Origin of the sequence: uncultured Anaerotruncus sp. (assembly GCF_902490045.1) — a bacterium.
GTDB lineage: Bacteria > Bacillota > Clostridia > Oscillospirales > Ruminococcaceae > Anaerotruncus.
The window spans coordinates 1-14,773 of sequence record NZ_CABUCJ010000059.1 but is presented as its reverse complement, the minus strand read 5'-3'; the positions used below and the strand labels follow the sequence as shown (position 1 = coordinate 14,773).

11 protein-coding genes are annotated in these 14,773 nt (G+C 65.1%); 6 read left to right on the top strand and 5 right to left on the bottom strand.

Annotation, left to right across the window (positions count from 1 at the left end):
• Positions 1-78: 78 nt before the first annotated feature.
• A complete protein-coding gene (locus RDM88_RS07795) occupies positions 79-447 on the bottom strand; it encodes a BlaI/MecI/CopY family transcriptional regulator (protein ID WP_308754299.1) in 369 nt (122 codons plus the stop codon).
• 173 nt (positions 448-620) lie between these two features.
• Here RDM88_RS07795 and RDM88_RS07790 point away from each other — a divergent pair, with 173 nt between their 5' ends.
• The 3 genes from RDM88_RS07790 to RDM88_RS07780 are packed head-to-tail and all read left to right on the top strand — an operon-like array spanning position 621 to position 3,826.
• Positions 621-1,454, top strand: coding sequence for a purine-nucleoside phosphorylase (locus RDM88_RS07790; RefSeq protein WP_308754298.1), 834 nt, complete (start codon positions 621-623; stop codon positions 1,452-1,454).
• A 24-nt stretch (positions 1,455-1,478) separates the two neighbouring features.
• Complete coding sequence (gene mtnA / locus RDM88_RS07785; protein WP_308754297.1) at positions 1,479-2,570, top strand: S-methyl-5-thioribose-1-phosphate isomerase; 1,092 nt, start codon at positions 1,479-1,481, stop codon at positions 2,568-2,570.
• Positions 2,567-3,826, top strand: coding sequence for an amidohydrolase (locus RDM88_RS07780; protein ID WP_308754296.1), 1,260 nt, complete (start codon positions 2,567-2,569; stop codon positions 3,824-3,826). The genes mtnA and RDM88_RS07780 overlap by 4 nt, the downstream gene beginning before the upstream one ends.
• A 69-nt stretch (positions 3,827-3,895) precedes the next feature.
• Here RDM88_RS07780 and RDM88_RS07775 read toward each other — a convergent pair whose 3' ends face one another.
• Complete coding sequence (locus RDM88_RS07775; RefSeq protein WP_308754295.1) at positions 3,896-5,137, bottom strand: amidohydrolase family protein; 1,242 nt, start codon at positions 5,135-5,137, stop codon at positions 3,896-3,898.
• 258 nt (positions 5,138-5,395) lie between these two features.
• Between RDM88_RS07775 and RDM88_RS07770 the strand changes: the two genes are divergently transcribed.
• From RDM88_RS07770 to RDM88_RS07760, 3 genes are read left to right on the top strand one after another with little or no spacing between them, the layout of a single operon-like run.
• Positions 5,396-6,325, top strand: coding sequence for a nitrilase-related carbon-nitrogen hydrolase (locus tag RDM88_RS07770; RefSeq protein ID WP_308754294.1), 930 nt, complete (start codon positions 5,396-5,398; stop codon positions 6,323-6,325).
• Positions 6,322-6,552 carry a DUF5789 family protein gene (locus RDM88_RS07765; protein ID WP_308754293.1) on the top strand — a complete coding sequence of 77 codons (231 nt, stop codon included), beginning with the start codon at positions 6,322-6,324 and terminating at the stop codon, positions 6,550-6,552. The genes RDM88_RS07770 and RDM88_RS07765 overlap by 4 nt, the downstream gene beginning before the upstream one ends.
• A gap of 21 nt (positions 6,553-6,573) precedes the next feature.
• Complete coding sequence (locus RDM88_RS07760; RefSeq protein ID WP_308754292.1) at positions 6,574-7,869, top strand: solute carrier family 23 protein; 1,296 nt, start codon at positions 6,574-6,576, stop codon at positions 7,867-7,869.
• A gap of 102 nt (positions 7,870-7,971) precedes the next feature.
• Here RDM88_RS07760 and RDM88_RS07755 read toward each other — a convergent pair whose 3' ends face one another.
• The 3 genes from RDM88_RS07755 to RDM88_RS07745 all read right to left on the bottom strand — a co-directional run.
• Positions 7,972-9,096: a 4Fe-4S dicluster domain-containing protein gene (locus tag RDM88_RS07755; protein WP_308754291.1), complete on the bottom strand. Its 1,125-nt coding sequence runs from the start codon at positions 9,094-9,096 to the stop codon at positions 7,972-7,974.
• Between the two features lie 13 nt (positions 9,097-9,109).
• Entirely contained in the window at positions 9,110-10,132 is a 1,023-nt protein-coding gene (locus RDM88_RS07750) for a LacI family DNA-binding transcriptional regulator (RefSeq protein WP_308754290.1), read from the bottom strand.
• A 95-nt stretch (positions 10,133-10,227) separates the two neighbouring features.
• The coding region (locus RDM88_RS07745) for an alpha-2-macroglobulin family protein (protein WP_308754289.1) at positions 10,228-14,773 on the bottom strand (4,546 nt) is incomplete at its 5' end.

Below are 14,773 nucleotides of genomic sequence, written 5' to 3'. Positions count from 1 at the left end.
CCCGGGCCGGGGCGGGTTCCCCGCAGGCGGCGAGGGAACCCGCCAGCGCGGCCGCCAGCAGGGCGGCCAGCAGGCGCCTCATCGTCCCTCCTCGTCGATCAGCCGCCTGAGCTTTGCGAGCTCGTCGTCCGAAAGCTCCTCGTTTTCCACGAAGGCGGAGAGGAAGTTCCCCGGCGAGCCGCCGAACAGCCGGTCGATTAGCCCGCGCGTCTCCGCGCGCTGGACCTCCCCGCGTTTTAATAGGGGGACGCAGACGAAGTTTGGTTCCTCCCTTCGGAGGTAGTCCTTCTCGATCAGCGACTTGAGGATCGTGTAGGTGGTGTTCTTGTTCCAGCCGTAGCGCGCGGCGGCCTCGAGCGCGACCTCCTTGGCGGGGAGCTGCCCCTTCTCCCACAGGACGTTCATGATCCGCGTCTCGGAATTGTTGAGTTTGATCTGGTCGTTCATGCCGTTCCTCCGTCAGACGATGTTTATAGTCTGTTCTGTGGTTATAGTATAGCACGATCTCTGCGCCTGTCAAGACTATATTTATAGTCTTTTGCGGTTTTCTTGTTTTTCTTTGGAAATCCGGCGGGATATGCTATACTGTAAATACCTATTTTGGAACAGGAGGAACCGTCATGCGTCCATATGAAAAACTGCTGCGCTGCTACGACTGCTTCCGGGAAAAGATCGACTTTAAGCCGCTCATCGGCATGACCCTCGGCTCGGGGCTTGGCGACTACGCCGACGGCATCGAAATTGCCGCCACCCTCGACTACCGCGACATCGAGGGCTTCCCCGTCTCCACCGCCCAGGGCCACCGCGGACGGTTCGTCTTCGGCTACGTGGAGGGGGTCCCCGTCGTCGTCATGCAGGGGCGCATCCACTACTATGAGGGCTACGGCATCACCGACGTCGTGCTCCCCACCCGCCTGATGGGGCTCATGGGAATCAAGGCGCTCTTCCTCACCAACGCCTCGGGCGGGCTCAACCCCGACTACGGCCCGGGCGAGTTCATGCTCATCTCCGACCACATCGCCGACTTCGTCCCCTCCCCCCTCATCGGGCCGAACATCGACGAGCTCGGTACCCGCTTTCCCGACATGACCGACCTCTACAGCGGCCGCCTGCGGGAGGTCGTCCGGGGCGCGGCAAAGGAGCTTTCGATCCCGCTGCGCGAGGGGGTCTACGTCCAGCTCACCGGCCCCAACTTCGAGACCCCGGCCGAGGTACGCATGTGCCGCATCCTCGGCGGCGACGCCGTCGGCATGAGCACCGCAGTCGAGGCGGTGGCCGCCCGCCACATGGGGATCGAAACCTGCGGCATCTCGCTCGTCACCAACCCTGGCGCGGGCCTCTCCCCCCAGCCCCTCTCCCACATTGAGGTGCAGGAGGCCGCCGACCGCGCGGCCCCGCTCTTTAAGCAGCTCGTCACCGCGTCGGTCAAGGGGATCGCGGGCGTGGTCGGCTGAAACCGGATGGAAGGAAGGCGCGCGATGGACAGGCAGGAATCATTCATCGATAACGTGCGGCTTACGGACGGGGAGGACGCGGTCGTCATCCTCGACCAGTCGCTGCTGCCGGGCAGGACGGAATACCGCGTCCTCTCCGACATCGAAAGCCTCTGCGAGGCGATCTTTTCCCTGCGGGTGCGGGGCGCGCCCGCCATCGGCATCTGCGCGGGCTACGGCATGTATGTCCTCGCGCGGCAGATTAAAACGGAGAGCGTCCCGGAATTCCTCTCGGCGCTCCGGGCGCGGAAAGCCCGCCTCGACGCCGCCCGCCCCACGGCGGTCAACCTGAGTTGGGCGACCGCGCGGATGGTGCGCCGCGCCGGGGAGAACGCAGGAAGGACGGTGCCGGAGATCGTCGCGCTCCTCGGGGAGGAGTGCCGCCGCATCCAGGCGGAGGACGCGGACATGTGCCGCGCGATTTCGGAGCACGGGCTTACGCTGCTCCATGACGGCGACGGGGTGCTCACCCACTGCAACGCCGGGCCGCTCGCGACCTCCCGCTATGGGACGGCGCTCGGGCCGCTGCTGCTCGGAACCGAGCGCGGGATGCGCTTTCGCGTCTTTGCCGACGAGACGCGGCCGCTCCTCCAGGGCGCGCGGCTCACCGCCTACGAGCTTTCCCGCGCGGGAATCGACGTGACGCTCATCTGCGACAACATGGCGGGCGTCGTGATGAAAAACGGCTGGGTGAACGCCTGCTTCGTCGGGTGCGACCGGGTCGCCGCCAACGGCGACACCGCCAACAAGATTGGCACGAGCGGGGTCGCCATCCTCGCCAGGCACTACGGCGTCCCCTTCTATGTGCTCGGGCCGACCTCGACGGTCGACCTCTCCTGCGGGACGGGCGCGGAGATCGAAATCGAGCTGCGCGACCCGGAGGAGATCCGCTCGAAGTTCTACCGCGAGCCGATGGCCCCCGAGGGCGTCAAGTGCTACAACCCCGCCTTCGACGTAACCGACCACAGCCTGATCTCCGGCATCGTGACCGAGCGCGGCGTCTGCCGCCCGCCCTATACCAAAAGCCTCGCCGCGCTTTTCCCCGGCGGGGACGACCACAAGGAGGGACCCGTATGAACATCCGATTCTATAACGCGCGCATCCTGACGATGGAGGAGGGCGCGGGCATCACCGAGGGGGAGCTCTGGGTGAAGGGGAACCGCATCGTCCCCGCCGGGCCGCCGGACGGCACCGTCTGGGACCGGGAGATCGACGCGCGGGGCAACCTGATCCTGCCCGGCTTCAAAAACGCGCACACCCACTCGGGGATGACCTTCCTGCGCTCCTACGCCGACGATCAGCCGCTCCACGACTGGCTCCAGCAGTGCTTCCCGATGGAGGCGAAGCTCCAGCCGGGCGACGTCTACGACCTGACGCGGCTGGCGATCATGGAATACCTGACCAGCGGCATCACCGCCAACTTCGACATGTACATGTTCCCCGACGAGATTGCGAAAGCCGCAACCGACTGCGGTTTCCGCACCGTGCTCTGCGGCTGCGTCAACGACTTCACCTACGACCTGCCCTTCATGGAGGCGTGCTGGGACAAGTATAACCATTACGATGCGCTCGTCTCCTTCCTCCTCGGCTTCCACGCCGAGTACACCTGCTCCCGGGAGCTGCTCGAGGGGATGGCCGCGCTCGCGCACAAATATGAAGCCCCCGTCTTCACCCACAATTCCGAAACCCGCCTCGAGGTGGACGGCTGTCTCGAGCGGTGGGGCATGACCCCGACCGCCTTCCTTGACAGCCTCGGGATGTTCGACTACGGCGGCGGCGGGTACCACTGCATCTATTTAAGCGACGCCGACCTCGACATCTTCCGCCGCCGGGGGCTGTGGGCGGTGACCAACCCCGGCTCCAACGTCAAGCTCGCCAGCGGCGTCGCCCCCCTCCAGAAGATGCTGAACGCGGGCGTCCGTCTCGCGATCGGCACCGACGGCCCGGCCAGCAACAACTGCCTCGATTTCTTCCGCGAGATGTTCCTCGCCACCGGGCTGCAGAAGCTCCGGGAGGACGACGCGTCCGCCATGCCCGCCGACAAGGTGCTCGAGATGGCGACGGTGGGCGGCGCGCGGGCGATGGGCCTCTCGGACTGCGACACCCTCGCGCCCGGGAAATGCGCCGACCTCGTCATGCTCGACCTGCACCAGCCCAACATGCAGCCGCTCAACGACATCGCCAAGAACGTCGTCTACAGCGGCAGCAAGCAGAACGTCAAGCTCACGATGGTGAACGGCCGCATCCTCTACGAGGACGGCGAGTTCCACATCGGCGCGGACCCCGAGGAAATCTACCGCAGGTGCAACGAGATTATCGGCGCAAAACGCTGAATCCCAATGAAGCGCAAAAGGGCCCCGGAAAGGCGGATTGCCTTTCCGGGGCCCTTTTTGTTATGTACTTCAGCCGAGGTTCAGCTTAGTGTCGACCGTCGTCTCCGCCAGGACGCGGCCGTCGCGGATGACGGTGCGGCGCGGCGGGCAGAGGCGGATGGCGTCGCGCGCGTCGCGCGCGTCGATGATCAGGAGGTTGGCGCGGCAGCCCGGCTCGAGACCGTAGCCGGGGATTTTGAGGATTTTGTTCGCGTCGCCGGTGACCATGTCATAGAGCTTTTCAATCTCTCCGGGCAGGCTCATCTGCGCGGCATGCGCCACGACGTTCGCCACCTGGAGCATATCGGCGCTGCCGTAGGGGTAGAAGGTGTCCTTGACGCAGTCCTGGCCGAAGGAGACGTTCACGCCCGCCGCCAGCAGCTCCTTGACGCGGGTGATGCCGCGGCGGATCGGCTGCTTGTCGAGGCGGCCCTGGAGCATCAGATTGGTGACGGGGTTGGTGATCACGTTGATGCCCGCGCGCTTCACCTTCTCGATGACATAGCCCGCGTAGTGGTCGTCGTAGGCGGCCAGCGCGCAGGTGTGGCCCGCTGTGACGGTGCCCGGCGCGAAGCCGCGCGCAATCGCCTCGTCGGCGATCATCTCGAGCGTGCGGTAGAAGGGGTCGTCCGTCTCGTCGACGTGCATGTCGATCTCCGCGCCGTACTTCTCCGCGATGTCGAAGCAGAGCTTGACGTGCGCGCGGCTGTCGTCGGGCGAGTTCTCGTTGGCGGGCATACCGCCCACGATGTCGGCGCCCGCCTCCATCGCCTCCCACATCAGCTTGTCGCAGCCGGGGTCCTTGACGATGCCCTCCTGCGGGAAGGCGACGATCTGGATGTCGATGACGTCCTTATATTTCTCCCGCAGCGCCACGACGCCCTCGAGGGGACGCAGGCCGCCGATCGTGTCCACGTCGACGTGGGTGCGGATCGCGAGGGTTCCGTTTTTGATCGCCTTGAGCACCACGTCCTCCGAACGGGTGACGATATCCTCGACCGTGTAGATGCGTTTCTGATCCCAGAGGATTTCGATCGCTTCCTTGAGGGTCCCGCTCACGTTGGGACGCACCACGTCGAAGACGTTCACCTTGTCGAGGTGGATGTGCGGATCGATGAGCGACGGCGTCACGAGGCAGCCGGAAGCGTCGATCGTCCGGTCGGCCGCGGCGTCAATGCGTCCGCCGACGCGGCTGATCTTCCCCTCTTCGATCAGGATGTCGGCAGGCTCCTTCCGCCCTCGCAGGATGGCGTTTTGAATCAGCAGCTTCATTTTTTCTCTCTCGCTTTCATAAAAAATTCCACTCAGGTTGCTTGACAAGGCCCATGAAACATGATACATTGTTGTTACAGAAAATATATCATGTTCCACTTTGTTTGTCTAGTCCCTGCTTGATTTTTTGTCAGATATGACCATAAATCGGGGGAGCAAAATGGAAGTTTATTCCCATTTTCTACTCCTCCATGTTACATAGTTTCACGACCACTGCTTTGCGGCGGCGAAATTTTAAACCAAAAGGAGGAGGAGCAAATGATCATTGGAAGCAGCCATGGTGTCGGCGGCAAGGTGGAAACCGAGGTTCTGAGCGTAGTGTGCGCGCAGATGGAACCGATCCACGCCGACTGCATGGAGGAAGTCAACCAGAACATCGACACCGTCATCCAGTTCATGGAGACGGGCGCGCGCGGGTTCCCGGGCTACGACCTGTTCGTAACGCCCGAGTTCGCGGTGCAGGGAATGCATCCGACCAAGCGCCTGAACGTGGTTCTCACGCTTGATTCGCCCGAGGTCGGGCGGCTTAAAGAGGCGTGCGCGCGTCTGCGGGTCTGGGGCATCTTCAGCGTCATCCTGAAGCTCGAAGGGCACGACAGCCCGGGCAACTGCGCAATCATGATCAACGACAAGGGTGAGGTCGTGCACCGCTATGTCAAGATGAATCCCTGGATCCCCACCGAACGGCACTATCCCGGCTGGGAGTGCCCTGTCACGCCGGGCCCCAAGGGCTCGAAGATCGCGACCATCGTCTGCGCGGACGGCGACTATCCTGAAATCTGGCGCGAGGCGGCCTACAACGGTGCGAACATCATCGTGCGCCCCACCCACTACATGAGCCCCTGGGAGAACGGCTGGGACATCACCAACAAGATGGGCGCCTACTGCAACCAGTGCTATGTGGTGGCCGTCAACTGCGTGGGCGTCGAGGCGGCCTGCTCCGCGTTCGGCAAGAGCATGATCGTCGCTCCCGACGGCAACGTCATCACCCAGGCCCCGGCGGGCGTGCCCTACCTGGTCAAGGCCGACCTCTATCCGGGTCTGGTGGACAAACTGCACGAGAGCAGCGTCACCAACACCTTCCTCTATTCCTTCCGGCACCGGGGCGCCTCCTGCCGCGACCTGGGCGGAAAGGGCGAGCAGCGCAACCAGTACAACGCCTACGATTTCGGAGGTGAAGGAAAATGAGTTACATGCGTGAAATCCCCTACCTGCTCACCGGGCATTACGTGGCGATCGCCATGCGCCCCATCACCTTCCCCGCGACAAAGGCGGAGATCATCGCGAAGGTGGGCGACGAACCCATCCGCACCTCCCCCGACGGCTGTACCCCTTTTAGGGAGCTGCTGGCGAAGGTGCCCCTCGACGAGTTTTCCTGCGCCGCGGAGTTTTACTGCGCGTTCAACGCGAGCTGATGAAAGAAGGAGGCAGTATCCATGAGTGACAACGTCAACACCCCGGCCGCCACACAGGAGCCGGTTTTCGTATCCCCGAGCGACCTTTCGGTCAACTTCACCAAAAAGCAGATGGTGTTCCTCGGCCTGCAGAACACCGTGGCCATGAGCGGCGTCATCATCGTCCCCATCCTCTGCGGCCTCAACGTGTCGGTCACCCTCTTCTGCGCGGGCATCGGCACCCTGATCTACCAGTTCGTCGACAAGGGCATCGTCCCGGCTTTCCTGGGCGGTTCCTTTGCCTTCATCGCCCCGCTGACGGTCATCATCAGCGAGATGGGCATCCCCTACGCGCAGGGCGGACTGATCTTCGTCATGTGCTTCTACTTCCTCTTCGCCCTGCTGCTCAAGCTGCTGGGCACCGAGCGGATCCACAAGGTCTTCCCGCCCGTCATCACCGGCCCGATCATCATGGTGCTCGGCCTCTGCCTCGCGAACGTCGGCGTCTCGTCGGCCTCCGAGCACTGGATCGTCGCGCTGCTGACCTTCGGCATCGCCATCGTGGTCAACATCTTCGGCAAGGGCCTCACCAAAATCCTCACCATCGTGCTCGCGCTGGTCGGCGGCTACCTCATCGCGATCCCCTTCGGCCTCGTCGATTTCTCCGGCGTGCTGGCCGCCCCCTGGTTCGGCGTCCCCAGCTTCACCTTCCCGAAATTTGACGTGCGTGCGATCATCATGATCGCCCCGGCCGCCATCGTCCCCTGCATCGAGCACATCGGCGACGTCATCGCGGTCGGCACCACCGTCGGCAAGGACTTCACCAAGAATCCGGGCCTTCCCCGCTCCCTCTTCGCCTGCGGCTGCGCCACCTGCGTGTCCGCCTGCCTGGGCGGCCCGTCCCTCACCATCCACAGCGAGAACACCGGCGTGCTCGCCGTCACCCGCATCTACTCCCCCTTCGTCGTGCGCTGCGGCGCGGTGTGGATGGCGCTCTTCGCCTTCGTGCCCAAGTTTGAGGCGCTCTGCCGCTCGATCCCCAACCCCGTCATCGGCGGCGTGGGCATCCTGCTCTACGGCATGGTCACGAGCGTCGGCGTGCGCACCGTCGTGGAAAACCGCGTCGACTTCTCCAAGCCCAAGAACCTGATCGTCGCCAGCGCCATCCTCATCCTCGCGGTCGGCGGCGCGACCTTCACCTTCCCGGGCGGCATCAGCCTCGGCGGCATGGCCATCGCGGCCATCGCGGGCATCATCCTCAACCTCGTGCTCCCCAACAAGAGCGCGGAGGAGCGTGCCGAGGAAGCCAAGGCGAAAGAAGCCGCGAAAGCGGAATAAACCAACCGACCCCTTTCCTGAATAAAACGCGGGCCCTCCGGCACAGCTGGAGGGCCCGCGTTGCAGTTCCCGATAAAATGACAATCCGCTGTCGAAAGGCCATCAGCCCCGGGAGGCCTTTTTCAGCCTGAGGATTCCCTTGGGGCAGCGCTGGACGCACAGCCCGCAGCCGGTGCAGAGCGCCGGGTCGCATCGGACCCCGTCCTCCCCGAAGGCGAGCGCCTCGTACATGCATCCGCGCACGCACAGCCCGCAGTCGCGGTCTCCGCACGGTTCGGTCAGGCAGCTGACCGCCCGCATCCGCTCGATCTTTTCATAGGGGGAGAGAGTCGGGAGCGCCGCGCCGATGATCTCGTCGTAGCTTTGGCAGCCGTGCGACTCCATCCAGTCGGCCAGACCCCTTACCGTTTCGGTGATCACATCGTAGCCCTTGAGCATGATGACCGAACCGAGCTGGGCGGTGGCCGCGCCGAGCATCATGAATTCGAGGATGTTCTCATGGGTTTCCACGCCGCCCACGCCGCAGATCTGGCAGTCGGTCATCTGGGAGAGGGTCGCGGTCGCCGCCAGCGAGACGGGACGGATGTGCTTTCCCGTGTAGCCGCCGTAGGTGGGCATCTTGGTCCGGCGGTTTTCAAGGTCGACGCCCGAGATCCCGCGCAGGCTCTCGATCGCGCTGATGGCCGATACCCCCGCGCGCTCGAGCGCGCGGATGTAGGCGGTCGACGCGCTGATGTTGTGGGGCAGGCGCGCCATGACCGGGATTTTCACCGTGCCGGTGACGCTTTTCGTCATCTCGTGGAGCTTTTCGGGGCGCATGTTGATCTCCTCGAGCATCGCGTCCATCGGCGCGAAGAGGTCGAGCTGGAGCGCGTCCGCCCCCAGCCGCTCCGCGCGGCGCGCAATGTAGGCGAGCTCCGACGGGCTCGACCCGCGGATGCTGCAGATGAGGAAGCTCCCCTTCTTGTGGATGCGCTCCACCTGCTCCTCCCATTCCTCGAGGGGCCGGTGCCCGTAGAGGGAGATGTTGAGGAGCTCCTCGTTTTCATAGTAGACGCGCGGCCCGAACAGGGCGGACTCCTCCATGACGATCGTCTCGGTGATGACCGCCGCCGCGCCCGCGTCGATGCATTTCTGGATGCTGCGCGCGTCCCCGGCCCACGGCCCCGCGGCCACGATGACCGCGTTTTTGAGCGGCAGGCCCATAAAATCCAGCTTGTATTCCAACTTCCTCACCTCGCTATTCAAACAGCGTATTGATCGGCTTCCGGTTCCCGCACGAGTTCCGGACCTTCAGCTTGGGCAGCAGCACGATCTCCTGCGGCGTGCCGTCGAGCAGGCTCTCGTCGTCGATCAAATCGAAAAGCATGCGCGCCGCCACCATGCCGAGACGGTGGGTCGGCTGCTCGACGGTGGTCAGCTCGGGGGTGACCACCCCCGCGAACGGCGAATCGGTGAAGCCCGTCACCGCGATCTGGCCGGGCACCCCGACCCCGTTCTCCTGCAGCGCCTTCATCAGCCCGAGCGCGAGCTCGTCGCTCGAGGCGAACACCGCGTCCGGCCGTTCCCCGGCGAGCACCTCCCGCACGGCGTCGTAGCCCGCGCGGATCGAGCTGCCCTCGGCGTGCAGCACCCGGTCGCCGCCCGGCCCGGTCAGCAGCTCCCGCCGCGCGCGGCAGAGCCCCTCCCACATGCGCGCCTCGATGTTGGGCGAGCCCGCCTCGCAGAGCAGCAGAAATCTCCGGTGTCCCAGTTCGAGCAGGTGGCGCACCATCCGGTAGCCGCCCTCCTCGTAGTTGATGTAGCAGGCGTTGTGCCGGGGCGCGGCCTCGCTCCGCCCCACCAGCACGAAGGGCACCCGCCTGCGCTGCAGGTCGGCGGCGTCCTCGGCGGAGAGGGTGTTCGTATAGACGACGAGCCCCCGCATCCGCTGTTCGAGCGCGCCCGCGATCGCCTGGCGCTCCCGGTCGGGGCCGCCCTCCGTACTGCAGAGGTAGACCGTGTGCTCCCGCCGCGCGGCCACGCTCTCGATGCCGGCCATCAGGCGGATGGCCAGGTAGTCCTCCGCGTCGGGCACCAGGAGCCCGACCGCCTTGGGCTGCGCGCCCCCGCCCGCGTGCGGCGCCGGGCTGTAGCCGACCTTGCGCATCACGGCGAGCACCTGCTCCCGCGTCTCGGGCAGCACGACCTCCGGCCGGTTGATGACGCGCGAGACCGTCGCGATCGAAACGTTCGCGAGCTTTGCGATCTCCCTGACATTCATGGCGCCGCCTCCCGTCCTGTTTTTACCCATTGTAACAAGTTTCATACCGAAAAGCAAGGGGCCCGCAAACCACGTTTGCGGGCCCCCTGCGCTTTTCAGCCGAGGGTGGAACGCTCGTTGTTGGCGTTCTCGCCCGAGTCGGCGCAGATGACATAGGTGCGGTCGACAACCGCCTCGGCGTCATAGGTCTGCTGGATGTAGTACTCGATGAGCACCCGCGAGGGGCTGTGCTCGTCGCGGTAGAACTCGAAGTACATCTTCTGGTTCTCCTGCGTCCAGTTGACCCAAAACTGGCCGCTCTGCGGCTGCTTTGCCACCGTGTGCAGGCGCATGTTGGAGGGCACCCAGTCGCTGACGTTCCAGTAGCCGTAGGAGGCCGCGTCCTCAAAGTCGATGGTCAGCGTGACCTTGTATTTGCCGCCCTCCATCGGGAGGAAATCCTTCCGGACACGGACCGTGTCGGACGGCTCGATGCCGGCCTCGGACGGTTCGCCGATGTAGTAGGCGAGCGCCCTGACCGTATCGGGGACCCCTTGGAACGCGAGGCCCTCCATCTCGCTGCGGTTGAGGATAATTGTCGCGCGCCCTGCCGCGCCCAGGTCGACCATGCGGGTCTTACCGCCCGCGGTGCAGGTGAACGACGCGGGCGCGGGAACCGGTTTGTCAAAGTTTGTAATGTAGATCATGCACTCCATCACCGACCCGATCCGCCAATCGTCCCGCCCGAAGTAATACGCGTAGGCGTCCGCGTCGGCAAGCCCGAGCTCGGAGGCGGTGATCCACGCGAGCGCGGTGCACCGGCGGTTCTCCGCGTTACGCTGGTAGTCCTTTGGCAGGTTCGAGAACTCCAGCCACTTCTCCTGTCCGTGGACGCGCTGCCTGGGCACGACGAGCTCGTCGTAGAGCTTTTGCGCCTCCTGCCGCTCCCCGGCGGCGGCCAGTCCCGCCATGTAGTAGAGCTGCTCCTCGAACGGGACGTTGCCCGCCGCGAGGATCTCACGGATTTTCGCGGCGTGGGACGGGTCGAGCGCCGCCAGTCCCGCGTGGGCCGCCGCGCGCGGGACTGGGTCGACGGAGGAGTCCTCCGCGGCCGCGGCAAAGTAGATGCGCATCCGCGGCTTGCTGTACTCCTCCCCCGCCGCCAACAGGATTTTGAAGGTGACCTCGGGGTCGCTCGGCCCGTTCTTATACCAGCCGATGCCGCCGTCCGCATTCTGGAAGCCCGCGACATCGCTGTCGTCCGCGCGGATGTGCTGCGGCAGCTGCTCGGGCGCGAGATGGGAGGAGAGCGCCCGCTTGGCGACATAGCGCGACATGCGCTGGTCGACGCGGAAGCAGTAGTGGGTGAGCAGCGAGGAGATGCTCTTATAATAGGGTTCATACGCCTCGTCGTACATCTCGATGGTCACGGGATAGCGCATCGCCTGGATGTCGACGGGCTTTTGCAGGTCGATCTCCCGGTTGACGACAAGCTCGAGGTTGCTGTGGATGACCGCGAGCGGCAGCTCCACCGTGTCGCGCATCTCCCCAAACCGCGCGGTGGAGGTGACGGTGTATTCGCCCTCCGGGAGCTTGCCGAAGTTGAGCTGTACCGGCTGGTAGGCCCTGCCCGTCTCGGTGTAAGTCCGGTCGACCCCGTCGCCGGTGACGCGGACCTCATAGGAGATGCCGTCCCCCTCGGAGAGCGCGTCGCCGTGTCCCTGCACGAGGACGGCCACCTCGTCGCCCGCGATGTATTTCGGGCTGATGACCGGCTTTACGAAGAAGGGCAGCGTCGCGGCGAAATTCGTCTTGGAGGAACCGGCGTAGAGGTTGTCGCCGATCGCGATCGTCGTAATCCGCCAGGAGGTGACGTTGTCGGGCAGCGTGAAGGTGACCGACGCGTCTCCGTTCGCGTCGCTGCGCAGCGGGTAGAAGGCGGCGGTGTCCTTGAAGTTCTTGCGGAAGCTGTCGTAGGCCGCAAGGTTGTCGCCGTCCCCCTTGCCGCCGTCGCCGCTCTGGTTGAAGGGGTCGATGTCCCCGGAGGAGGTCGTGTATTTGTAGACGTAGTAGGTGTAGAAGTCGAGCTCGCCGTAGAGCTCGCTGAGCACGTCGAAGTACTGCTCGCGCAGGGAGAAGATCGCCTCGTCCACGACGCTCACGACCATCTCGCCGCTCACCGGCCTGCCGGCGCGGTCGGTGACCTTCGCCTTCACCGTCACCTGCCCGCCCGGCCGGTAGGCCTCCTTGTCGGTCGACGCCTCGACGGTGAGCGCCATGCTCTCGTTTTTGGTGCGCACGTAGGCGTTGCTGACCGCGTGCACGTCGCGCCCGTCGAAGTAGGCCGCCACGACGAGGACGCTGTTTGCGTGCTGCTGGCCCACCGCCAGTTCAAAGCCGCCGCCCGCGTATCCGCGGCCCACGATCTCGTCCTGGATGAGGGTGTAGAGCATCCGGCCGTTCGCGTCCCCGACCGGCGCGCCCTCGTGCCGCAGTTCAAACCGCAGGGTATCCCCCACGTCCGCCTCGACGAAGCTGCGCGCGAGGTACTGCTCATACTGCTGGACCGGCTTGCGCACGCCGTTCTTATAGATGTCGAAGGTGTAACCGCGAATCGCTTCCTTCTCGGCGTCCCGGTCGCCCGGCCACGGCTTTCCGTTGTCGGCGTAGGCCCCCGCCGTGATCTCGCTGCCGTTTGCCCGGTAGGAGACGCTCGCGCTCACGTAGGCGTAGTAGCCCTTGTCGAACGCCTGCTCGATGAGGGCTTCCCGCGTCCCGCGCCCGGCGGTGACGGAGAGCATGTCGCCGACCTTCCCGTTATGGTACTCCCCCTGGGGATCATAGCAGTCGTACCGCGCATCGAGGGTGAGCTGCATGTCGACCGGCTCGCCGACGAGGACGTCGTACTTTTTGTCGTAGCTGTCGTTGTAGTCGTAGTAGCCGCCGATCAGGCCGTCCGCCTGCTCCCGGCTCGTGACGCGGCTGAGGTCGATGCGGTTGGCGAGCACGGTGAGGGATGCGTTGCCGTCCGCGCCGAAGCGCAGCGAGGGGCGCAGCATCACGTTGGCGGGGACGTAGACGTACCGGCCCTGGAAGGTGACGTTCTCCCCGTCGTTTGCAATCTTGACATAGTAGTAGCCCGACCGGGGCGTCCAGGAGGACTTGCCCTCGGTGACCGCCTCCCCCGCCTGAAAGGTGACCCGAGCCACCCCCTGGGCGTCGGTCGTCACGGTGCGCACTGCCTCGAAGTTGCCGCTGTAGGGGTTGAAGAGGCTGAATTCGAGCGGGTAGTTCGGGAGCGGCGTCCCATCGTAGAAGGTCGGGGTGATCGTCGCCGTCACCTCGTCTCCGCAGCGGTAGATGAACCCGTCGACCTCGCCCGCGATCGTATAGGCGGGGGTCGTGAACTCCTTGACGTCGATATAGATCGAATCGAGGACGCGGGTGGACACCACCCCGCCGCCGTAGGGGTCGGTATAGGGCGTGCAGGAGATGGTCGCCTGCACGACGTAATCCTGGCTCACGATCTGCTCAAAGGAGATTTCCCCCGTGAAGGTGCCGTCCGCCTGGACCGCCGCCTGCACCTGCTGGTTGATGCCGTCCGGATCGAGGGTGACCGTCACGGCCGACGGCATGGCCCCGCGGTTCATCCGGTAGGGCTTGAGGTATCCCCAGAAGCGGACCGTGTCGGTCGGGCGGTAGAGGGCCCGGTCGAGGTAGAAGAAGGCGTAGTAGCGGTCCTCCCTGCGGGCGAAATCGCCGCCGTAGTAGTACGCCTCGGTCGTCATGCCGCGGGTGACGTCCGCGTAGACCGGCGCGCCCGACGGGTCGTAGATCGTGAAGAGCACCGGCCTGGCGGGGGGCATCCCCTTGCCGTAGTAGCTTTCCGCGGCGTCCGGGTCCTCGTAGGCGGGCGGTTCAAAGGAAAAGACCGCGCTGCCGTCCTCCCCCGTCACGGCGGAGGCGACCTCCCTCCCGTCCTGGGTAAACCGGACGGTGTGGCCCGCGAGGCTGCCGCCCGTGGCGGAGTCGTTGAGCCAGAGGAGCATCTGCTTTTGGGCCGACTGCATGTAGAGGGAGGCGGTCGCGACCTGGAAGGGCTTGTAGTCGGTGACCTGCTCCTTCGTCTTGGTGTCGATGACCGTGGTCACGACCGCGTAGTAGCCTTTGCCGGGGTTGGGGAAGGAGACCGTGTTGAGGCCCTCTTTCATCCGCTCGGTGCGCGCCTGCCCGACCGTTTCGGGGACGCTCTCCGGGTCCCGGCCGAGCAGGATGCCGGCGTACTGGTCGAAGCCGGCCAGCCGGCAGAGGGAGACGGAAACCTCGCGGCCCTTCTTCGCGACGGTGTCGAGCTGGTATTCAAGCGCGACCTCGTCGTCCGGATGGAAGGTGTTGACCCCGCGGTTGGTCATGATGAGGGAGAAATCGCGCGATTCGGTGCGCACCTCCATCCTCCGCGCAGTCGAAAGGGTCAGTCCGTTCTTCGAGCCGAAGCCCTCCGCGACCGTCACCAGGTAATCCGCGTCGTAGTCAAGCATCGACCCGGGCGCGAGCTTGACGAGGTTGCCCTCGGCGCTCACCGCGCAGGGCACGGCCTCGCCCATGCCCGCCCCGTCCGCGCCGGGACCGGACGGCAGGCGCAGCTGCACCTTCCCCTCGACC

What these genes read in the sequence shown, in the direction of transcription:
- RDM88_RS07770 (WP_308754294.1), top strand. Translation starts at nt 5,396, where the DNA reads ATGATCATTGGAAGCAGCCATGGTGTCGGCGGCAAGGTGGAAACCGAG.
- RDM88_RS07775 (WP_308754295.1), bottom strand. Translation starts at nt 5,137, where the DNA reads ATGAAGCTGCTGATTCAAAACGCCATCCTGCGAGGGCGGAAGGAGCCT.
- mtnA (WP_308754297.1), top strand. Translation starts at nt 1,479, where the DNA reads ATGGACAGGCAGGAATCATTCATCGATAACGTGCGGCTTACGGACGGG.
- RDM88_RS07795 (WP_308754299.1), bottom strand. Translation starts at nt 447, where the DNA reads ATGAACGACCAGATCAAACTCAACAATTCCGAGACGCGGATCATGAAC.
- RDM88_RS07760 (WP_308754292.1), top strand. Translation starts at nt 6,574, where the DNA reads ATGAGTGACAACGTCAACACCCCGGCCGCCACACAGGAGCCGGTTTTC.
- RDM88_RS07780 (WP_308754296.1), top strand. Translation starts at nt 2,567, where the DNA reads ATGAACATCCGATTCTATAACGCGCGCATCCTGACGATGGAGGAGGGC.
- RDM88_RS07790 (WP_308754298.1), top strand. Translation starts at nt 621, where the DNA reads ATGCGTCCATATGAAAAACTGCTGCGCTGCTACGACTGCTTCCGGGAA.
- RDM88_RS07765 (WP_308754293.1), top strand. Translation starts at nt 6,322, where the DNA reads ATGAGTTACATGCGTGAAATCCCCTACCTGCTCACCGGGCATTACGTG.
- RDM88_RS07750 (WP_308754290.1), bottom strand. Translation starts at nt 10,132, where the DNA reads ATGAATGTCAGGGAGATCGCAAAGCTCGCGAACGTTTCGATCGCGACG.